This is a genomic window from Corynebacterium sp. UMB9976, assembly GCF_030212265.1.
Taxonomy (GTDB): Bacteria; Actinomycetota; Actinomycetes; order Mycobacteriales; family Mycobacteriaceae; genus Corynebacterium.
On sequence record NZ_JASODY010000001.1, the window covers coordinates 81,885 to 102,893 of the forward strand.

The following is a 21,009-nucleotide window of genomic DNA, read 5'->3' on the forward strand; positions in this document are numbered from 1 at the left end:
CTTGACTAACGGAGCAGTTCCCCAGGAGCTCTTTTAGTGTCTCATCACTCGATCATGCGCACCGCGTAGGGGCTCATGCCGTTGTAGCGGACGTCGGAAATCTTGACCACATCGCCCGACTGCGGGGCCTCGATCATCTTCCCGTCGCCCAGGTAGATCGCGACGTGGAACTCGGCGTTCGGGCCCCAGAAGAGCATGTCGCCACGCTTGATCTCCGAGACCGGGATCTTGCGACCCTGGTTGTACTGGTAGCCGGTGTAGTGACCGATATCCAGGCCCACTGCGGCGAATGCGTAGAGGGTCAGACCGGAGCAGTCGAAACCGATCTTCTGGTAGTCGCCGTACGTGTCAGCCACGCCCCAGTCGCGGATTCCGAGCGTCGGGCCATTGGCGTTTCCGCCGCCCCAGGCGTACTGCACGCCGAGCTGGCTCATCGCACGGTCGATCACACGCTCGATCTTCTCTTCAGCGGTACCGCTGGTGTCGACGGTGGTGTCCGCGGCCGGCAGGTTGTCGTTATCCGGTGCCGTGACCGGTGGCATCTCGCCGGGGCGCTCCTCCTGAAGGCCCGTCTCCGGGTTGATCAGGATGCCCTGGGACTCAGCCTGCTGCGCCGGGTTGTCGCTCTGATCCTGGGTCTCTGCCTCTGCGGTCTGCTCGGCCTGCTGTTCAGCGGGCTCCTGCGCAGACTCAGGGGTGGTCGCAGGAGTGGTCGCCGTCTGGTTCTGTGATGGCGCCTCAGTGGCGCTCGGGGCGGTCTGCGCGGTCTGTGCGCTGCCTGCGTTAGCGACGAGCTGATCGTAGTGCTGACCGGCGGTATTCCGGCCTGCTTCCCCGGCGGCGCGCAGCGCGGCGGCACGATCCTGCCCATTGGCGGTGGCGGTGGCGCCTGCCCGGAAGGCGTCTTGGCCGGCTGCAATCAGGCCGTCGATAGCCTTCTGACGGTGGTCGTCGCCAGCGTTGGACTGCTCGAAGGTAGCAGGTGTCTCCGGTGCAGCAATTACCGCGGTATCCGGCGTAGGTGCCTCGGAAGGCGCCGGGGTCTCGGTAGATGCTGCAGTGCTTTCAGCAGTGTTGTTGCCGGACGTCGCTTCCTCAGTCTGCGGGGTGTTCTGCTGTGGTGCGCTCGGCTGCTCGGACTTCTTATCGGAGTCCTTCTCCGCCTTTTTCTCGACCAGGTTCGCGGCCTTCTCCGCTGCAGCACGCTTTTCAAAGGAGGAAGCCTTGGGCTTCTGGTTTGCTAGCGTCTCGATCGCGCTCTTGGCTGCGCGAAGCTTTGCCTGAGCCTGCTCGGCCTGGCGCTTGAGCTTCTGGTACTCCGCCGAGATCTGCTGCAGCCGCTGCTGGGAGTTGCGCAGCGTGTCCACGGCAGTCTGGTGCGCCTTGACCGCGTTCTGCACCGCGTTATCCGCGGCCTCGCGGGACGCGCGCAGGCGAGACTCCTCGTTCGCGCTCTGGGTGCGAGACAAGTCTAGACGGTTGACTACGCCCTGCTGCTTCTCCGTCGCGAGACGAACATAGCTGGCGCGATCCATCTGGGACGCGGCGGAATCGGCGCCCGCGGCGAGAGTGACCGGAGCCGTGTGGCCGCCCTGCTTATATGCGGAGCGAGCAATTTCGTTCAGCTTTTCCTGGGCGGTGTTGACGTCCTTTTCGGCGCTGTCGAGCCGCTTGCGCGCGGACAGCGTCTTATCTTGCGCTTCCTGGGCGGCCTTCTGGCTACGCTCCAGATCCACGCGGGACTTATTTGCTGCTTCGCGGATGCCGCCCATCTGGTTGAGGATGTTGTCAACCTCGGACTGCTTGCTGGACGTCTGATCCACCAGGTCCGCGAGATATGCCTCAACGGACTCCTGGTCGTCTGCTAGTGCGGGTGCGGTGGCCGTGTGCGCATAGATGCCGGCGGTCACAGCGACCGCGAGAAGAGTGCGACTAGACCGCGCGATGTTTGCCGTGTCGTTACGGCCGATGCTCGGGCGAGATAGCACGTTAAAGGTCTCCTGGTTGACGGTGGACATCCACAAGAAGGTCACCCGCGGTCCGGTTTATCTCACTTCCCCATGAGATGAAGCACGGTCCAGGGGGTGTCCGAAGGTTTCGGTGCAGCTCGAGTAACTCGAGTGTCTTCCTGTTTCAGTCGATGACGTTCAAAACCCTAGGGCACAAATGCATAACTGAGCGACTCAATTCACATAAGTATCAAATTAAACACACGCCACTTTGGTCATGTCACATGGCTTGACCAGCGGAAAGGTAAAGAATTGGCAACATTGTGAGGTAGGTCACAATTTGGAAGATGCTGGCGTGTCTGCTTGAAGGGTGCAAGAAAGCGTGTAAATCGCTCAACTCTCGATTAAGGCCTGTCAAGCCTGTGGGATTGACCCCAATTTTTGCCAGTCCGGTTGTATGGTTTTCTTCGCCTTGTCGTGACCTTTGGGTCCTTAAAGTGCGCGGAACTGAAGACTTGCCTGTTATTGCCCTGATGATCCGGTGGAGGCGAGCTGGGGTGATGCGGCTAAAAGTTAAGGGGTGGAGCTTCGGACACGTGCGTATCGCTGAACTGTGTGCGGACCCCTGCGGCTACTTTTGTTTTGCTAGCGGCGCCGCTGCGCGAACAGTGCGGTGATCGCAATCGAGAGAATGGTGATTCCCAGCAGGCCGTTGCTGACGGCAGTTGTCGGTGTTGCTGTGTTTTCTACCGCGCTGAGGAAGTTCTCGACGGCATCCGCGCTGAGGTCGCTGTGGAGCTTTCCGTGGTTTCGTTCCAGGGTGAAGCGTGGGTAGAGGTCGGACACTGACGTTCCCCACTTTGGCGTCATCACGAGAGTCGTGTCCGAACATGTCGCGTCGTGGAGGATTTGCGCGAGGTCGCGTTCGGTCGCTGGCTCTAGCTGGGTGCTGTTAACTACCGCGAGCTGAATCCGCGACCCCCCTTCCGCATCGTCCAGTGCGGCACGCATTTCCGAGACTTCAGGTTCCACGCGAGCTTCAAGTTTGGGATCCACCCACAGGGGACCCTCCTCGAGCCCGCTAATGATCTGCGGGGCATCGATTCCCAACTTGGCGAACTTTTTTACGGTGTCTGGATGGGGTGAGGTGGCTACGGAACACGAAGTGTTGGCCATGAGATCTCCATCCGGAACTTTAAAGGGGAACTTGAGGGTTTGGTTCCATGAAGTGTAGATCATGGCTGTCTCGTCATGCATCTCGGAACGGAAATTCAGTTTTCTCTTGGGGCGCTGCGCAGCTCGTGGGTGTTCGGGGGTAATGCTCCCGCGGGGAGCGATAGCGAGAGATTTCTAAACGTAACGGCCGTACTGTTAATGTCGGTGGCAGACGTCACCGGGAAAACCTGCATAATAGAGGTGTACTCCCCGTGCTACGTCCACGACGAACTCCGGGACGTAATTTTAAGGAGCGCTCCCCCGCGCTCCAGCCCGCGGAGCGACTTATCGACTACGAGAAGAGACTCAGGAGCTAATAGTGACTGAAAGCATCAACTCCTTCGACGCGAAGGGCACGCTGGAGGTTGGCGAGAAGAGCTACGACATCTTCCGCCTGTCCGCAGTGCCTGGCATGGAGAAGCTCCCTTATTCCCTGAAGGTGCTTGGCGAGAACCTGCTGCGGAACGAGGATGGTAAGAACATCACCCGTGAGCACATCGAGGCCATCGCGAACTGGGATCCTAAGGCTGACCCATCCATCGAGATCCAGTTCACCCCGGCTCGTGTGATCATGCAGGACTTCACCGGCGTGGCCTGCATCGTTGACCTCGCAACCATCCGTGACGCAGTGGTCTCCCTGGGCGGCGACGCCGACCAGGTCAACCCACTGAACCCGGCTGAGATGGTCATCGACCACTCCGTCATCATCGAGGCCTTCGGTTCTGACCAGGCCTTCGAGCAGAACGTTGAGATCGAATACCAGCGCAACGAGGAGCGCTACAAGTTCCTCCGTTGGGGCACCGGCGCCTTCGAGAACTTCCGCGTCGTTCCTCCGGGAACCGGTATCGTCCACCAGGTCAACATCGAGTACCTCGCTCGCTCCGTCTTCGAGAAGGACGGCGTGGCCTACCCGGACACCTGTGTTGGTACCGACTCCCACACCACCATGCAGAACGGCCTGGGCATCCTGGGCTGGGGTGTCGGTGGCATCGAGGCCGAGGCTGCAATGCTCGGCCAGCCGATCTCCATGCTCATCCCGCGCGTCGTCGGCTTCAAGCTCAGCGGCGAGATTCAGCCGGGCGTGACCGCAACCGACGTCGTCCTGACCATCACCGACATGCTGCGTCAGCACGGCGTCGTCGGTAAGTTCGTCGAGTTCTACGGCGCAGGCGTTGCCGAGCTGCCGCTCGCAAACCGCGCAACCATCGGCAACATGTCCCCAGAGTTCGGCTCCACCGCCGCGATGTTCCCGATCGACCAGGAGACCGTCGACTACCTGGCTCTGACCGGCCGCGACCAGGAGACCCTGGACCGCGTCGAGGCTTACGCCAAGGAGCAGGGCATGTGGCTCGACCCGGAGGCCGACGTCGAGTACTCCGAGTACCTCGAGCTGGACCTGTCCACCGTCGTTCCGTCCATCGCTGGCCCGAAGCGTCCGCAGGACCGCATCGAGCTCACCGACTCCAAGTCCCAGTTCCGTAAGGACCTGCACAACTACATCGACACCGCAGTCGGTGAAGAGGGCGGCGCCTTCGACGCAGAAGGCCCAAGCACGAACGACACCTCGAAGGCTGAGGGCACCCCGGCCTCCGCTGCTGATGCCAAGGGCAACCTGCCGTCCGCAGCCGCTGGTGCTGAAGGCCGTCCGTCCGCTCCGACCACCGTGAACTACAACGGTCAGGACATGGAGCTGGACCACGGTATGGTCGCCATCGCTTCCATCACCTCTTGCACCAACACCTCCAACCCCTCCGTCATGCTCGGCGCAGGCCTGCTGGCACGCAACGCCCGCAAGAAGGGCCTGAAGGCTGCACCATGGGTCAAGACCTCCATGGCACCGGGCTCCCAGGTCGTCACCGGCTACTACGAGAAGGCCGGCCTGTGGGAGGACCTCGAGGCAATGGGCTTCTACCTCGTCGGCTACGGCTGCACCACCTGTATCGGTAACTCCGGCCCGCTGCCAGAGGAGATCTCCGAGGGCATCAACCGTTCCGACCTGGCTGCCACCGCAGTCCTGTCCGGTAACCGTAACTTCGAGGGTCGCATCAACCCGGACGTCAAGATGAACTACCTGGCGTCCCCGATCCTCGTCATCGCTTACGCCATCGCCGGCACCATGGACTTCGACTTCGAGACCCAGCCGCTGGGTCAGGACCAGGACGGCAACGACGTCTTCCTGAAGGACATCTGGCCATCCACCGAGGAGATCCAGGACGTCATCAAGTCCTCGATCACCAAGGAGATGTACGTCTCTGACTACGCCGACGTCTTCAAGGGCGACGAGCGCTGGCAGGGCCTGGACGTCCCGACCGGCAAGACCTTCGACTGGGATCCAAAGTCCACCTACATCCGCAAGGCTCCGTACTTCGACGGCATGAGCCGCGAGCCGGAGGCAGTTGAGAACGTCGAGGGTGCACGCGTCCTGGCTCTGCTGGGCGACTCCGTCACCACCGACCACATCTCCCCTGCTTCCACCATTAAGCCGGGCACCCCGGCTGCTCAGTACCTCGACGAGAACGGCGTTGCCCGCAAGGACTACAACTCCCTCGGCGCACGTCGTGGTAACCACGAGGTCATGGTCCGCGGTACCTTCGCGAACATCCGTCTGCAGAACCAGCTGCTGGACGGCGTTGCAGGTGGCTACACCCGCGACTTCACCCAGGAGGGTGGCCCACAGTCCTACATCTACGACGCTGCAATGAACTACAAGGAGCAGAACACTCCTCTCGTGGTTCTCGGCGGCAAGGAGTACGGCACCGGCTCCTCCCGTGACTGGGCTGCAAAGGGCACCCTGCTGCTCGGCGTGAAGGCCGTCATCGCAGAGTCCTTCGAGCGAATCCACCGCTCCAACCTCATCGGTATGGGCGTTGTTCCGCTGCAGTTCCCGGAGGGCGAGTCCTGGAAGTCCCTGGGCATCGAGGGCACCGAGACCTTCGACATCACCGGTCTGGAGAAGCTCAACGAGGGCGAGACCCCGAAGACCGTGAAGGTCGTCGCTACCAAGGAGAACGGCGAGAAGATTGAGTTCGACGCCGTGACCCGTATCGACACCCCGGGCGAGGCTGACTACTACCGCAACGGCGGTATCCTGCAGTTCGTCCTGCGCAACATGATGGACGAGAACAAGTAGTTCTCCCCATCCGCTGAGGGGCCTTCCGGCCTAGCCGGTGGGCCCCTCTCCCCTTTTCTTAAACTTTTTCTTCGACCCCGCGCGACCCCACCCCCAATCCCGAAGGTGCGCAATCAAGGAATCCGCCATGCCCATCGTCAGCGACCGTGAACTATCCCGCCGCCGTCGGGAGATTATCGAGCAAGCCCGTGGTTGCTTCGCGCAATATGGCTACGAGGGAGCGACCGTCGCCCGGCTAGAGAAGGCCACCGGAAAGACCCGGGGTGCGATTTTCCACCACTTCGCGGACAAGGAAGCCCTGTTCCTCGCGGTGGTGCGGGAGGACGCCGCCCGCCAGGCGGAGGTCGTGTCGAACCACGGCCTCATTGAGGTCATGCGGCACATGATCACGCACCCGGAGACCAACAGCTGGTACATCACCCGTGCGGAAACGGTCCGTAAGCTGCGCACCGACCCGGAGTTCGAGGCGCGGTGGCGCAAGCACCAGCAGGTCCTCGATGCCGCCGTCCGGGCCCGCCTGTCCCACAATGTCTCGATGCGCACCGACGTGCCCCTGGAGGTCATCCAGACCTACCTCGAGACCGTCATGGATGGGCTGATGGCGAAGATGGCGGAGGGGGCCGACACCGCGCAGCTCGAGAAGATGCTCGACCTCGTCGAGCAGTCGGTGCGCGGCGTGTAGCCGCCCGCGGTTAGACGTCGGCGACCGAGCCCGTTCCGTTTTCGAAGTCGAGCGGGTTGCGGTCAAAGGCTTCCCCACGCTCGACGGACTCGACGATGACGTCGGCGACCAGCTCGCGCGGCGTCTCGGAGGCGGGGTCCATGGCGCCGTCCAGCACCGGCGGACCAGACGACCACATCGAAGGGGCTCAGCAGACGCGCCCAATCCTCTGTGCTGATCGTAGTGAGATCGCGCACAATCGCGGTAGCACCCTCGTCGACGAGATTTTGGACGTGCCCGGGGTTGCGGACCAGGGCTGTGACGCTGTGGCCTGCTGCGACGAGCTTCGGGATGCTGTGGCGCGAGACGTTCCCGCCGACGCCAAGGACAAGAACATGCTGCTTTTTCATGGCGCCCACCCTACATCCGTTTCTAGGCGCATTTTTCCAGGTCTATACTGGCCGCATGTATGCAATCATTACCACTACCGGCAAGGATCGCCCCGGTGTTATCGCCGCCGTCGCGAAGGCGGCAGCCGACGAGGGCCTGAATATCGTCGACGTCTCCCAGACCATCATGGATGACTTCTTCACCATGATCATGCGCGTGGAGCTGCCGGAAACAGACGTGGATATGGGCGCCCTCCAGGAGGCCTTTGACGCCGCGGGCCAGCCGCTGGGCATGGTCGTGCGCATCCAGTCTGAGGCTCTGTTCAGCGCCATCAACGATATTTAAGGCGGCCCGGCGTGAACTTCGAATTCTCTTCTGCCCGCTTCCTCGAGGTCATCCGGATGATCGAGGACTACCGCCTGGACATCCGCACGGTGACGATGGGTATTTCGCTCATCGGCTGCACCCGCTCCACCATGGAGGCCACGGCTCAGGCGGTCTACGATCGCGTGACCGAGCGCGCCCGCGACCTGGTGCCGGTGTGTGAGGGCATCGAGCGTGAGCTGGGCATCCCGATCGTCAACAAGCGGGTTTCCGTCTCCCCCGTCTCCCTCGTCGCCGCCGGCGTGGAGGGTAACCCGGTGGAGATCGCCAAGGCGCTGGACCGCGCCGCCGGTGAGCTGGGCGTGAACTTCGTCGGTGGTTACTCCGCGCTCGTCGAGAAGGGCGCGACGACCTCCGACGAGCGGCTCATCCGCTCCATCCCCGAGGCGCTGTCCACCACCGGCGCGGTCTGCGGCTCGGTGAACGTCGCGACCTCCCGTGCTGGCGTGAACATGGACGCCGTCGGACTGATGGGCCAGGTCGTCAAGGAGGCAGCTGAGCTGACCAAGGACGAGTCCTCCATCGCCTGCGCGAAGCTCGTGGTCTTTGCCAATGCAGTCGGCGACAACCCGTTCATGGCGGGTGCCTTCCACGGCATCGAGGAGCCGGACACGGTGATCTCCGTCGGCGTCTCCGGACCGGGCGTGGTGAACAACGCCATCGCCCCGATGGCTGGCGCCTCCCTCAACGAGATTGCCGAGGAGATCAAGAAGGCTGCCTTCAAGATCACCCGCGCGGGCCAGCTGGTCGGCACGATGGCCGCCGAGCGCCTCGGCGTGCCCTTCGGCATCGTCGACCTCTCCCTCGCCCCGACCGCCGAGGTGGGTGACTCGGTGGCGCACGTGCTCGAGAGCATGGGCCTGGACCAGGTCGGCACCCACGGCACGACCGCAGCACTGGCCCTGCTCAATGACGCGGTGAAGAAGGGTGGCATGATGGCCTGCTCTCGCGTGGGCGGGCTGTCCGGCTCCTTCATCCCGGTTTCCGAGGACAAGGGCATGATCGACGCTGTGCGTGAGGGCTCCATCACCATGGACAAGCTTGAGGCCATGACCAGCATCTGCTCGGTCGGTTTCGACATGATCGCCATCCCGGGTGATACCTCGGCGGAGCTCATCGCCGGCATGATTGCCGACGAGGCCGCCATCGGCGTGATGAACCATAAGACCACCGCCGCTCGCCTCATCCCAGTGCCGGGCACGAAGCCGGGCGATGAGGTCAATTTTGGTGGCCTGCTGGGCTACGCCCCGGTCATCCCGGTGAACGCGAAAGGCAACGACGCCTTCGTCCACCGCGGCGGTTTCATCCCCGCCCCGGTCCACGGCTTCCGCAACTAGCTTGTTAACCCTTGACCCTCACATTGTGTGAGGGTTTAGGTTTAAAGGGTGAGAATTTCTGATGTCGCTGCCGCAGCAGGATGCTCGGTTCGCTCCGTACGGCACCTGCATGAAATTGGCGCGGTTGCCGAGCCATCCCGCACTAGCGGAAATTATCGAGACTATTCGGTTAAAGACCTTGCGGCGGTCGTTAGAGCCCGGGCTCTTATTGACGCAGGCGTTCCTGTTGCAGACGTTGGCGCAACAGATACGGAAGATTTAAAAAACGCCGTGTCCCGGTCCCTGTACCTGCTGGATAGGCGAATTGCGCATCTCCAACAACAGCGGGAACGGTTATCCATGTTGGCTGCAAATCCTACGGGCACGCCGAAAGAGCTCAGAGGCAAGCTTCGGGGCGTGATAGAGGACGAACAGGCACTACAGCGTGAGTTGGATGCGTGGGATCTAATGGCGTTTACAGGAGTAGCCACTGCTGCCACGTGGGAACAGCTTCGACGCAACTTGGATGATCCGCATTGCGTCAGATCCGAGCGTGAAGTCCGTCGACTCTGGAGCTTACTTGGAGAGTTGCGGCCGCGAGACAACGCAGTTAGATCAATCACTGGAAAGCTCCGCGCACTGCTTCCGAAAGGGGTGTTGAGAGATATTCTTCCAACCCTGCGCCATAGCTCGGTGCCACTCACTGCGGGTGATGTTCCCACCCGTGGCGCGCAGCGGGTGGTACTGAAGGAACTGGCGGAGCAGTTTGATGCATAAAGTTATCACGGTTTTACTGAAGCATCCTGGCTTCCGACTCGCTCGATACGAACTGGGCCTCTACCACGATTTGTTTCGGTGGATGCGGGGAGACAGCCTGGTGCCTGAAGGGGCGGAGCCACTTCCCCACCCACCTGGACGATTGCAGATGCTCTTATGCGTGATTGCGATCCTTTTTATCGAGATGGTGGTTGTCCATCTACTCTTGCCGGAAGGCACTATGCGCCTCGTTGTGCTCTTACTATCAGTATGGGGTGTCGTGTACATCTGCGCACTGATTGCTAGTGAGCGGATCCGTCCCAGCTACGTTGCGGATCCAGGAATAGTTCTGCGTCGGGGAAAGATTGTGTTTGTCGAGATTCCTGCAGAACTCGTGGCAGAAAAACACAGTGAGCGCACGTTCGCGTCTGGCATTTTTATAGACGATGACACGCTCACAGTTGGCGGAACTGCCGGGACCGACACTCTCCTGGTGCTCAATAAACCGGTGAATGCTACGGGTGATCGCTTCCCATGGCAAAAGGTACACCCACAAGCAATCTCGCGTATTCGCTACTACGCAGGAAAATCTTGGCGTGGTGCTTATTATTAATTTCTCGTCTACCGTATGTCCCTTGCTTCGTTAAGCCCGTTCATAGAACGATCAGTCACCAGGATCGCCCACAGCGCCTAATGATCGGTGCTGTGCTTGGCTGCAGCTCGGTTTAGCGCGTCTGCCGCTGCCTTCCGGCGTATTCTGGTGGCACTTTGTTGTCGAGAACACAGCGACGAGGGGCCAGAGCTTTGACGCAGCCGACACGCATGCCGCGCACACAACTGAAGTTCAAATCCGGGCTGGAGAACCCGCTGGTGCCCGAGCGAGACGAGGACTTTTATTCCAGCCCCAACCCGATGCGGGACCACAGCGGGGTCTTCGAGGCAGTGAAAGCGGCCGGGCCTGCGCCCTACCGGGGAGCGCTGCCCGGGCGCATCGCTTTCTTCCTGATCTTCGTGCTCTTCGGCGGTTTGTTCGCGCTGATCGGCTTTCGCTTCCTGCTCAGCGGTCTGAGTGATACCGGGTCATGGCGCGATAAATTCGACGTCATCGACATCGGCTTTGCCGCTATCGGCAGCATCTTTGTCCTCGTCGGGGCGTACGCGATCTCACGCGACGTTTCCCGGCGCAGGCGGATCGTCACAGCCTGGAAGAATGGCTGGATCGACTACTACCCTGCGCTGGTCGGGCAGTTCTATCACTGCCGCACTGATGTCAGTAGTTCCAGCGACTCCGGCCGAACGTTTTATTACTACTACCGGGCGCCGCTGAAAGTGCTCCACCCCGATGGCTCGCTGAAGGAGATGCATTCCTTCGAATTCGAGATGAAGCGCAGGCCCGACTGGTACCGCACACGTTTCAACATGGCGAGCTCGGCGGAGGATGCCAAGTTAGATGACTGGAACAATAACGGCTGGGCGATTGTCGGAATCAGCCGCCGTCCCGGACAGACCTACGCTGAGCTGGACTCGGGGCTGACGAAGAAGCAGCGCGAAGCCGTCTTCAACCTCGCTGAGCGCAACTGGTTCGGGCGGACCGGCTGGTCCTGGTAAGCGCCAACTGCGAACCGGCACACCGTGCCGGACAGCCAACCAACCGACCAGACAGACGGGCCTAGGCCAGCTCGACGATCTCCATGTACTCGTCGTTCCACAGGTCCTCCACACCATCGGGCAGGACGATGACCCGCTCTGGCTCCAAAGCCCGCACGGCACCCGGGTCGTGTGTCACCAGCACCACCGCGCCCTCGTAGGTGCGCAGCGCGTCCAGGACCTGCTCGCGGGACTGCGGGTCCAGGTTATTCGTCGGCTCGTCGAGCAGCAGCACGTTCGCACGTGAGGAGACCAGCGTGGCGAGCGCCAGGCGTGTCTTCTCGCCGCCCGAGAGCGTGCCCGCCGGCTGGTCCAGCTTCTCCCCGGAAAACATGAACGCGCCCAGTAGGCTGCGCAGCTCCTGCTCATCGGCGTCGGGGCAAGCGTCGATGGCGTTCTGCCACACGGACTTGTCCCCGTCGATGGTGTCGTGCTCCTGGGCGAAGTAGCCGATCTTGAGCCCGTGGCCCGTGACGATGCCGCCCTCTCCGTCCGTGCGCTCCACCCCGGCCAGCAGCTTCAGCAGCGTGGTCTTACCGGCGCCGTTGAAGCCCAGGACGACGACGCGACTGCCCTTGTCGATCGCCAGGTCCACGCCCGCGAAGACCTCCAGGGAGCCGTACATCTTGGTCAGCCCCTTGGCGAACAGCGGGGTTTTGCCGCACGGGGCGGGTTTCGGGAAACGGATCGAGGCGACCTTGTCCTCGACGCGCACCTCATCCAGCTGGTCGAGCATCCGGTCGGCGCGGGCAACCATCTGCTTGGCGGCGCGGGCCTTGTTCGCCTTCGCCCCGAACTTATCCGCCTGCTTCTTCAACGCGGAGGCCTTCTTCTCCGCGTTGGCCCGTTCCCGACGTCGACGTGCCTCGTCCAGGGCCCGGGCGTCCAGGTACTTCTTCCAGCCCATGTTGTAGACATCCGCCTCGGCGCGGACCGCGTCCAGGAACCAGACCCGGTTGCAGACCGCCTCGATGAGCTCGACGTCGTGGGAGATCATGATCAGCCCACCCTCGTGCTTGGAGAGGAAGTCCTTCAGCCAGGCGATGGAGTCCGAGTCCAGGTGGTTGGTCGGCTCGTCGAGCAGCAGGGTGGTCTTGGAGCGCCCAGAACCTGCCGTGGCGGCGAAGAGAATCTGGGCGAGCTCCACGCGGCGGCGCTGTCCACCCGAGAGGGTCTTCAGCTGCTGGTCGAGTACCCGTTCCGGCAGGCCCAGCGCGTCGCAGATGCGGGCAGCTTCGGCATTGGCCTCGTAGCCGCCCAGCGAGTGGTACTGCTCCTCCAACCGGGAGTACTTGCGGATCGCGGCATCGCGCTTGGAGTCCGTCGTCGCGGTCTCCATGATCTCCTGCTGGCGCTCCATGGACTGCCGGATCCGGTCGAGCCCGCGCGCCGAGAGGACGCGGTCCCGGGCACTCTGTTCGATGTCCCCTTCCTTCGAGTCCTGCGGCAGGTAGCCCAGCTCCCCGGAGCTGACGACGCTGCCGCCGTAGGGCTCGGTCTCCCCCGCCAAGATCCGCATCGTGGTGGTCTTTCCGGCGCCGTTACGCCCCACCAGCGCGATGCGGTCGCCCGGCTGCACCCGTAGGTGCTCGCCGGGGGCGGTGAGGAGCGTGCGCGCGCCCACCCGAACTTCCAGATCCTTCGTCACAATCACAGGCAATACCCTAACACTGCCCGGCCCTTGGCTAGATTGGGGGCATGAGCTGGAGTATTAGCGCAGCCCCTGGGGCGCCCGCCCGGGGTGCCGGTCCGCGCCGGATCAACGTCATTGGTTTGGGGCCAGCGGGTGCGATCCTCGCGCTGCGGGCGGCCGAGCGGGGTTGGCAGGTGCACGGCTACGACCCCGGTTCTCGTCCGGGCGCAGCGGGGGCGGACGCGTGGCCAGCCTGGCCCGCCACCTATGGAGCCTTCTCCCCGGAAGTTCCGGCCTGGGCCGATGAGCTCTTCTCGTCTGCCGAAGCCATCCGCGTGACCCCCACCCCGGGGAGCACCAAGCAGTTAGGCTTTAGCTACCGGATGATGGCCAAAGACGCCCTGCGGGCCGGGGCGGCCGAGGCAGTGAGGTACGCCGGGGGACGCCTGCACGCCGAAGCCATGACCGAGGAACAATTCGCCGACTTGCCGGGGCTCACGGTGGACTGCCGCGGGGCGGCCACAGGCGGTGCGCTGTGGCAGATCGCGGTGGGCTACGTGCTTCGCCCGGTGCGTGGGTCCAGCGCCCCGCTGTCCGAGGCGCTGACCACCCCGACCCTCATGGACTGGACAGCCTCTCCCGCGGCGGAACCCGGTGGCTCCAAGCCCAGCTTCCTCTACGTCCAGCGCCTCCCCGAAGGCTGGCTGGCGGAAGAGACGATCCTGGCGAGCACCTCCCGCCCCACCGACGCTGACTTCGCCCTGCTGCGCGCCCGACTCGAAGCGCGGCTAGCCAGCCTCCAGGGCGAGGGTTGGCGCGAGGAGCTGGAGGTCGTGGATGAGGAGCTCGTCGCCATCCCGATGGGCACCATCGCTGCTGGCTCAGGGGTGCTCGCCTTCGGGGCCCGAGACGGGTTCATCCACCCTGCGACCGGCTATTCGGTCGGCACTGCACTGCAGGAGGTGGATGGCTTCCTCGACCGCGTGGAGGCGAAATACGCTCGAGCAACACACAGTGGGGCGAAGCTCACGGGGACTGCCCGCCGGGTTAATGTGACCCTCGCCCGGGCACTGCGGCGGATCGGTTCCCTGCTTGTCGCCGAGGCCGAGACCGCGGACGTCCAAAGCTTCTTCGCTGCCTTCTTCTCCCTGCCCACCGCCGACCAGCTGGCCTACCTCTCGGGCCGCAGCGGGCTGCGCACCGCCCGGACAATGTGGCGGCTAAGGAAAAACACCGGGTGGACTCACCCGGTGTTGCTCCCCCTCTATCGCCGCCCCTGGCGCTACCTACGTTTCGGCCTGCAGCGAAACTAGACCGAGAAGCCGAGGTAGCGCAGCTGCTCGCGGCCTTCCTCGTTGATCATCTGCGGGCCCCAGGCCGGGGTCCAGACCCAGTTGATCTGCAGGTCCTCGTACTCCTGGAGAGTGCTCAGGACCGCGGTCTGCGCCTGGTCCTCAATCATGTCGTGCAGCGGGCACGCCGGGGAGGTCAGCGTCATGTTGATCATGACGGTCTTGCCCTCATCCCAGACGTCGTAGACCAGGCCGAGGTCAACGACGTTGATGCCCAGCTCCGGGTCGATGACGTCCAGCAGGCACTCCTCGATCTTGCCGTAACGCTCAAGATCCTCCGGGCTCGGGTTCGCCGGTGGCTCCGGGACCTCGTTGAGCGGCGATGGGTCCATCTCCGGGCTGGAAGGGTTCTGTTCAGACATTGCTTTCCTCGCTTTGGGGGTTGGGCTTAAGTGCCGTGAAAGAAACGGTGGGTTGTCGGTTAACGGTTGATCTTTAAGCGTTCTCGGTCTGCTCGGGTGGCGTGACGCCCGCGTCGATCGCGGCGGCCTCGAAGGCCTTCCAGCCCAGCAATGCGCACTTCACGCGGGCCGGGTACTTGGAGACACCGCTAAAGGCGATGCCGTCGCCGATGAGGTCCTCGTCGCCCTCCAGCTTGCCGCGGGAGGTGATCATCTTCTCGAACTCGGCGAGCTTCGCGAAGGCCTCCGTGACCGGCAGGCCCACGATCTCATCGGCCATCACTGACGTGGAGGCCTGGCTAATCGAGCAGCCCACTGCGTCGTAGGAGATGTCCTGAACCGTCTTGTGGTCCTCGCTCAGGTGCACCCGCAGCGTTAGCTCGTCACCACAGGAGGTGTTCACGTGGAAGACCTCCGCGTCATAAGGCTCGCGAAGGCCGGCGTGCTCCGGGTGCTTGTAATGGTCCAGGATGACCTCCTGGTACATCTGTTCCATTCTCATGTATTTTCACCACCGTTTTGAAGGTTGAGGTTGTGTAGTTGGGTTCAGGTTATCCGCTACGCGAGGGCGTTGACGTCCCAAAAAGGAAGCGTAACCACCCCGGCGGCGGGGCTAGACGCCGAAGAACTCCTGCGCCTTGCGGATGCCCTCGACGAGCCGGTCGATCTCCCACTTCTCGTTATAGACGTAGAAGCTGGCGCGAGCCGTGGCCTGCACGCCCAGGCAGGTGTGGGCCGGCCACGCGCAGTGGTGGCCCACCCGGATGGAGACTCCCTGGTCGTCCAAGATCTGACCCAGGTCGTGCGGGTGGATTCCATCGACCACCATGCTCACCGCGCTACCCCGGTTGTGCATATCCGTTGGACCGATGATCCGCAGGCCCGGGATCTCGCTGAGCTGCGCCAGCGCATAGGCGGTGAGCTCGTGCTCGTGGGCGGCGACCTTATCCATGCCCAGCTCGTTGAGGTAAGCCACCGCGGCACCAAGCCCCACGACCTGGGAGGTCATCTGGGTGCCCGCCTCGAACTTCTGCGGGGCGTCGGCGAAGGTGGAGCCCTCCATCGTCACCTTCTGGATCATCGATCCGCCGGTGAGGAACGGTGGCAGCACCCGCAGGTGCTCCTTCTTGCCGTACAACACGCCCACGCCGTTGGGCCCCAGCATCTTGTGCCCGGAGAACGCCGCGAAGTCCACATCCAGGTCGTGGAAGTCCACGGCCATGTGCGGCACGGACTGGCAGGCATCCAACACGAAGAGTGCGCCGACCTCGCGAGCCCGCCGCCCAGCCTCCTTGACGTCCAGCACCGCACCGGTGACATTGGACTGGTGAGTCAGAGCCACGACCTTCGTCTTCTCGCTGAGCTGCAGGCTGTCCAGGTCGATGCGGCCATCCTCAGTGGCGCGGAACCACTTCAGGGTTGCGCCCGTGCGACGTGCCAGCTCCTGCCAGGGCACGAGGTTGGCGTGGTGCTCCAGCTCGGAGACGACGATCTCGTCGCCTTCGGTGACCTGCAGCTCCCCTGCCCGCGAGTCCCCCAGGACGAAGGCCACCTCGTTGAGTGCCTCGGTGGCGTTCTTCGTGAAGGCGATCTCCTCATCCGCCGCGCCAACGAAGGCCGCGATGGGCTCGCGGGCGCCCTCATAAGCGTCGGTGGCCTCCTCCGCGATCTGGTAGGCACCGCGGTGGACCGGGGCGTTGTGCTTGGTGAGAAAATCGCGCTCCGCGTCCAGCACCTGCAGGGGGCGCTGCGCGGTCGCCCCGGAATCGAGGTAGATCAGCGGCTGGCCGTCCCGAACGGTGCGGGAAAGGATGGGGAAATCCTGTCGGATCGCGTGGGTGTCGAGATGAGTATCAACCATGAAAACCTTCGATTCTTCGCTTCTCTAACCGCAGTGACGCGGTTGAAGCATGCCTGCGGGGATTGAAAACCCACCCCAGGGGTCGCGGGGTGGGACTTTCGGTGCGTCTTTAGGCGTTGACGAACTTGTCGTAGCCCTCGTTCTCCAGCTGCTCTGCCAGCTCCGGGCCACCGGAGGTCACGATGCGGCCGCCGGCGAAGACGTGCACGTGATCCGGCTTCACGTAGTTCAGGATGCGCTGGTAGTGCGTGATCATCAGCACGCCGCCGTTCTCGCGCTCCTGGTAGCGGTTGATGCCCTCGGAGACGATGCGCAGGGCGTCGACGTCCAGACCGGAGTCGGTCTCGTCCAGGATGGCGAACTTCGGCTTCAGCAGGCCGAGCTGCAGCACCTCGTGGCGCTTCTTCTCGCCACCGGAGAAGCCCTCGTTGACGGAACGCTCGGAGAAGGACGGGTCGATGTCCAGCTCCTTCATCGCCTCGCGGGCCTCCTTGACCCACTCGCGCAGCTTCGGAGCCTCGCCACGGGTGGCGGTGGCCGCGGAGCGCAGGAAGTTAGCCATGGAGACACCCGGCACCTCGGTCGGGTACTGCATCGCCAGGAAGAGGCCGGCGCGGGCGCGCTCATCGACGTCCAGGTCGAGGAGGTTCACGCCGTCGAGCAGCACCTCGCCCTCGGTGACCTCGTAGCGCGGGTGGCCACTGATGGCGTAGGCCAGGGTGGACTTACCGGAGCCGTTCGGCCCCATGATGGCGTGGGTCTCGCCGGAGTTGATGGTGAGGTTCACGCCGTTGAGGATCTTCTTCGGCTCGTCGTTCTCGTCCGAGGGCAGGACCTGGGCGTGGAGGTTCTTGATCTCAAGAGTGCTCATACTAGTGATGTTTCCTTTGAAAGATTCTTGGGAGGATTAGCGGGTTAGAGGACGGTGCGCTCAAGCTCGTTGCCGACGAGCTCTTCCAGGTGCTCGCGGACGGACTCCACCGGGATGCGGCGGATGACGTCCGTGAAGAAACCGCGGACGATGAGCATCTTGGCCTGTGCCTCCGGAATGCCCCTGGCCTGCAGGTAGTACATCTGCTCGTCGTCGAAGCGACCCACCGTGGCGGCGTGGCCGGCACCTGCGATCTCGCCGGTCTGGATCTCCAGGTTCGGCACGGAGTCCGCACGGGCACCGGTGGTCAGCAGCAGGTTGTTATTGGTCTCGTAGGTGTCCGTCCCGGTGGCCTCCGGGCGAATCAGGACGTCGCCGATCCACACGGTGCGGGCGTCGCGCTTACGCTCGGACGCCGGGCGATCCGCGTCGGCCGGGTCGCCCTGCAGTGCGCCCTTGTAGAGCACGTTGGAGCGGCAGTTCTGGACGGAGTGGTCGATGAGCAGACGCTGCTCGAAGTACTGATCCGCATCAGCGAAGTTGACGCCCAGCATCTCCACGTCGCCACCCGGTGCGGTGTAGCGCACGTGCGGCACGGAGCGCAGGATCTCGCCGCCGAATGCCGCGTAGGCGTGGCGGACGGTGGCATCTCGGCCAGTCTGGACGTGCGAGTTGGAAAGGTGGACGCCATCGTCCTCCCAGTCCTCCAGCACCACGGTGACCAGCTTCGCGCCGTCGCCGACGACGAACTCGACGTTGTCGGAGTGCGCGCCGGAACCCTGGTAACGCAGGATGACGACGGCCTCGGCGTGACGCTCGAGCTCGACGACCAGGGTGCTGTAAGAAACCTGGTCCTCGCCCGGGCCAGTGATCGTGATCTCGATCGGCTCGGTTAGCGCGGTGTCCTTGGCAACCTGGACGTAGTCCGCGACCGGGGCATTCTCCCAGGCCTGGGCTGCAGCACGGTCGACCGGTGCGCCGGCCAGACCCACGCGCGGGTCGGAAGAGTCAACCTTCGTCACGGAGACGTTGTCCCCGGCATTCTCCGGGACCTCGATGACGACGTTGGCGTCCGTGGGCGCCGCGGCGGTGCCGTCATGCAGACCGCGGAGACGACGCAGCGGGGTAAAGCGCCAGTCCTCGTCGCGGCCCTTCGGGATCGCGAAATCCTCAGCCTTGAAGGAGGTGAAGCGGTCGCCCTTAGTCTGGTGATCGGTTCCCGCCTTGACGGTTTGGTTCTGAACGTTTTCCAAGGTGGTCATCTGGCTTAGCCCACCGATCCTTCCATTTGCAGTTCGATCAGACGGTTGAGCTCAAGCGCGTACTCCATCGGGAGCTCCTTGGCGATTGGCTCCACGAAGCCACGAACGATCATCGCCATCGCCTCGTCCTCCTCGAGGCCTCGGCTCATCAGGTAGAAGAGCTGATCCTCGGAGACCTGGGAGACGGTTGCCTCGTGGCCCAAGGTGACGTGGTCGTTGCGGATGTCGTTGTACGGGTATGTATCCGACCGCGAGATGGAGTCCACCAGCAGGGCGTCACACTCAACCTGGGAGGCGGAGTGGTGCGCGTTCGGGTGAACCTCGACCAGGCCGCGGTAGGCCGCGCGACCACCGGAGCGGGCCACGGACTTCGAGACGATATTGGAGCTGGTGTACGGCGCCATGTGGGTCATCTTCGCACCGGTGTCCTGGAACTGGCCCTCACCTGCGAAGGCGACGGACAGGACCTCGCCCTTGGCGTGCGGACCGGTCATCCAGACGGCCGGGTACTTCATGGTGACCTTGGAGCCGATGTTGCCATCGACCCACTCCATGGTCGCGCCCTCCTCACACTTGGTGCGCTTGGTGACGAGGTTGTAGACGTTGTTCGACCAGTTCTGGATCGTCGTGTAGCGGCAGCGGCCGCCCTTCTTCACGATGATCTCGACGACTGCGGAGTGCAGGGAGTCGGTCTTGTAGATCGGGGCGGTGCAGCCCTCGACGTAGTGCACGTAGGCGTCCTCGTCGACGATGATGAGAGTGCGCTCGAACTGGCCCATGTTTTCCGTGTTGATGCGGAAGTAGGCCTGCAGCGGGATGTCCACGTGGACTCCCGGTGGGACGTAAATGAAGGAACCACCGGACCACACGGCGGTGTTGAGAGCGGAGAACTTGTTATCGCCCGCGGGGATCACGGTGCCGAAGTACTCCTTGAACAGCTCCGGGTACTCCTCGAGGGCGGTGTCGGTGTCGACGAAGATCACGCCCTGCTCCTCCAGGTCCTCGCGGATCTGGTGGTACACAACCTCGGACTCGTACTGCGCGGCGACACCGGCGACGAGGCGCTGGCGCTCCGCCTCCGGGATGCCCAGCTTGTCGTAGGTGTTCTTAATGTCCTCCGGCAGGTCCTCCCAGGTCGTCGCCTGCTGCTCGGTGGAGCGGACGAAGTACTTGATCTGGTCGAAATCGATGCCGGACAGGTCCGCGCCCCAGGTGGGCATGGGCTTCTTGTCGAAGATCTCGAGGGCCTTGAGGCGACGCTCGAGCATCCACTCCGGCTCGTTCTTCTTGGCAGAAATATCCCGGACGACGTCCTCGTTCAGGCCACGGCGCGCGCTGGCGCCGGCATCGTCGGAATCGTGCCAACCGTAGCCGTAGGCACCGATCGAGTCGATGATTTCCTGATCGGATTGCAGTTTGTCAGCAGCTTGAGTCATAGATTCTTTAGCTTTCCTTCGTTGCGGAAGGGGTAATGGTGGTCAGCGGAATATGGGTCGTACAGATACCGTTGCCGTCCGCGATAGTAGCGAGCGGCTGAGTGTGCTGGCCGAGTAGCTCCGCAACTACCCGGTGCTCTGCAGCGCACAGCTCGGGGAACTCCTCCGCCACGTCCTGGATTGGGCAGTGGTGCCTGCAGATTTGGACGCCGCCGGCCGCGTGGCTCACGGTGGCCGCGTAGCCACGGTTGGTCAGCGCCTCCGCGATGTTCTTGGCCTGGGCCTTCACATCACGGTCGTCTGCGTAGTCACCGTCGAGTTCGGGGATGTCCCCCAACAGATCATTGATGCGTTGCGCAGCAAAGGCCTCGACTGCTTCCTCTCCGCCCGAGTTTTTCAGGGCGCGCAGTGCGAGGAGTGCAAGGGTGTCGTAATCATGACCGAACTGTGCTCGACCCGCATCAGTGAGGCGGAATAGCTTCGCCGGTCGCCCACGCTGTCCTGACCGTGGCGCGTCAACGGCCTCAGCGAGCCCATCTGCGACGATGTTGTCCAGATGGCGCCTCACGCCAGCGGCGCTCAAACCAAAAGCCTCGCTGATGGTTGTCGCGCTCACCGGCCCGTGTCTCAACACGTACAGCAGGATGCGACGGCGCGTGTCGGTTTCCACTGGTGCCATATCAACCCGCCTTTCATCGTTGAGTGCCGTCATGATTAGACAACACGAGTGTGTCTTAAATAATTC

At 63.2% G+C, this 21,009-nt stretch carries 19 protein-coding genes and 1 pseudogene; 8 read left to right on the plus strand and 12 right to left on the minus strand.

The annotated features are described in order from the left end of the window. Positions 1-44 precede the first annotated feature (44 nt). Positions 45-2,018: a DIP1281 family NlpC/P60 protein gene (locus QP140_RS00390; protein ID WP_284757448.1), complete on the minus strand. Its 1,974-nt coding sequence runs from the start codon at positions 2,016-2,018 to the stop codon at positions 45-47. Positions 2,019-2,594: 576 nt separating this feature from the next. Further along, positions 2,595-3,188 carry an Rv1476 family membrane protein gene (locus QP140_RS00395; protein ID WP_284757450.1) on the minus strand — a complete coding sequence of 198 codons (594 nt, stop codon included), beginning with the start codon at positions 3,186-3,188 and terminating at the stop codon, positions 2,595-2,597. Between the two features lie 295 nt (positions 3,189-3,483). Here QP140_RS00395 and QP140_RS00400 point away from each other — a divergent pair, with 295 nt between their 5' ends. Then, entirely contained in the window at positions 3,484-6,294 is a 2,811-nt protein-coding gene (locus tag QP140_RS00400; RefSeq protein ID WP_284757452.1) for an aconitate hydratase, read from the plus strand. A 127-nt stretch (positions 6,295-6,421) separates the two neighbouring features. Then, a complete protein-coding gene (locus QP140_RS00405) occupies positions 6,422-6,976 on the plus strand; it encodes a TetR/AcrR family transcriptional regulator (RefSeq protein WP_148811825.1) in 555 nt (184 codons plus the stop codon). 10 nt (positions 6,977-6,986) lie between these two features. Here the strand turns inward: QP140_RS00405 and QP140_RS00410 are convergent, their stop codons facing one another. Beyond that, positions 6,987-7,154 (minus strand): hypothetical protein, encoded by a 168-nt coding sequence (locus tag QP140_RS00410; RefSeq protein WP_284757751.1) that lies wholly within the window; start codon positions 7,152-7,154, stop codon positions 6,987-6,989. A gap of 10 nt (positions 7,155-7,164) precedes the next feature. Beyond that, positions 7,165-7,365, minus strand: a pseudogene (locus QP140_RS00415) (NAD(P)H-binding protein); the annotation flags it as partial. A gap of 55 nt (positions 7,366-7,420) precedes the next feature. On the opposite strand from QP140_RS00415, the gene QP140_RS00420 reads away from it, so the two are divergent. The 5 genes from QP140_RS00420 to QP140_RS00440 all read left to right on the plus strand — a co-directional run bounded on the left by QP140_RS00420 (position 7,421) and on the right by QP140_RS00440 (position 11,409). After that, positions 7,421-7,690: an ACT domain-containing protein gene (locus QP140_RS00420; protein WP_070758901.1), complete on the plus strand. Its 270-nt coding sequence runs from the start codon at positions 7,421-7,423 to the stop codon at positions 7,688-7,690. 11 nt (positions 7,691-7,701) lie between these two features. Further along, positions 7,702-9,066, plus strand: a complete 1,365-nt coding sequence (locus QP140_RS00425) for a PFL family protein (protein ID WP_284757455.1) — start codon at positions 7,702-7,704, stop codon at positions 9,064-9,066. 48 nt (positions 9,067-9,114) lie between these two features. Further along, positions 9,115-9,822: a MerR family transcriptional regulator gene (locus QP140_RS00430; protein ID WP_148811821.1), complete on the plus strand. Its 708-nt coding sequence runs from the start codon at positions 9,115-9,117 to the stop codon at positions 9,820-9,822. Next, complete coding sequence (locus QP140_RS00435; protein ID WP_284757720.1) at positions 9,815-10,414, plus strand: hypothetical protein; 600 nt, start codon at positions 9,815-9,817, stop codon at positions 10,412-10,414. Before QP140_RS00430 ends, QP140_RS00435 begins: the two co-directional genes overlap by 8 nt. Before the next feature lie 191 nt (positions 10,415-10,605). Continuing rightward, positions 10,606-11,409: a hypothetical protein gene (locus QP140_RS00440; RefSeq protein ID WP_284757457.1), complete on the plus strand. Its 804-nt coding sequence runs from the start codon at positions 10,606-10,608 to the stop codon at positions 11,407-11,409. Between the two features lie 61 nt (positions 11,410-11,470). Here the strand turns inward: QP140_RS00440 and QP140_RS00445 are convergent, their stop codons facing one another. Continuing rightward, a complete protein-coding gene (locus QP140_RS00445) occupies positions 11,471-13,102 on the minus strand; it encodes an ABC-F family ATP-binding cassette domain-containing protein (protein ID WP_284757458.1) in 1,632 nt (543 codons plus the stop codon). Positions 13,103-13,146: 44 nt separating this feature from the next. On the opposite strand from QP140_RS00445, the gene QP140_RS00450 reads away from it, so the two are divergent. Next, positions 13,147-14,394 (plus strand): lycopene cyclase family protein, encoded by a 1,248-nt coding sequence (locus QP140_RS00450; RefSeq protein WP_284757459.1) that lies wholly within the window; start codon positions 13,147-13,149, stop codon positions 14,392-14,394. On the opposite strand, the gene QP140_RS00455 is transcribed toward QP140_RS00450, so the two are convergent. From QP140_RS00455 to QP140_RS00485, 7 genes are all read right to left on the minus strand, one after another. Further along, complete coding sequence (locus tag QP140_RS00455) at positions 14,391-14,795, minus strand: metal-sulfur cluster assembly factor (protein ID WP_070758906.1); 405 nt, start codon at positions 14,793-14,795, stop codon at positions 14,391-14,393. The two genes, QP140_RS00450 and QP140_RS00455, sit on opposite strands and share 4 nt — an antisense overlap. A 73-nt stretch (positions 14,796-14,868) precedes the next feature. Beyond that, complete coding sequence (gene sufU / locus QP140_RS00460; protein WP_070758907.1) at positions 14,869-15,336, minus strand: Fe-S cluster assembly sulfur transfer protein SufU; 468 nt, start codon at positions 15,334-15,336, stop codon at positions 14,869-14,871. A gap of 111 nt (positions 15,337-15,447) precedes the next feature. Continuing rightward, complete coding sequence (locus tag QP140_RS00465; protein ID WP_284757462.1) at positions 15,448-16,695, minus strand: cysteine desulfurase; 1,248 nt, start codon at positions 16,693-16,695, stop codon at positions 15,448-15,450. A 109-nt stretch (positions 16,696-16,804) separates the two neighbouring features. Then, positions 16,805-17,566 (minus strand): Fe-S cluster assembly ATPase SufC, encoded by a 762-nt coding sequence (sufC, locus tag QP140_RS00470; protein ID WP_070758909.1) that lies wholly within the window; start codon positions 17,564-17,566, stop codon positions 16,805-16,807. 44 nt (positions 17,567-17,610) lie between these two features. Beyond that, positions 17,611-18,828: a Fe-S cluster assembly protein SufD gene (sufD, locus tag QP140_RS00475; protein WP_148820499.1), complete on the minus strand. Its 1,218-nt coding sequence runs from the start codon at positions 18,826-18,828 to the stop codon at positions 17,611-17,613. A gap of 5 nt (positions 18,829-18,833) precedes the next feature. After that, positions 18,834-20,264, minus strand: coding sequence for a Fe-S cluster assembly protein SufB (gene sufB, locus QP140_RS00480; protein ID WP_070761412.1), 1,431 nt, complete (start codon positions 20,262-20,264; stop codon positions 18,834-18,836). Positions 20,265-20,271: 7 nt separating this feature from the next. Further along, positions 20,272-20,943, minus strand: coding sequence for a helix-turn-helix transcriptional regulator (locus QP140_RS00485; RefSeq protein WP_012360254.1), 672 nt, complete (start codon positions 20,941-20,943; stop codon positions 20,272-20,274). Between the last annotated feature and the right edge of the window lie 66 nt (positions 20,944-21,009).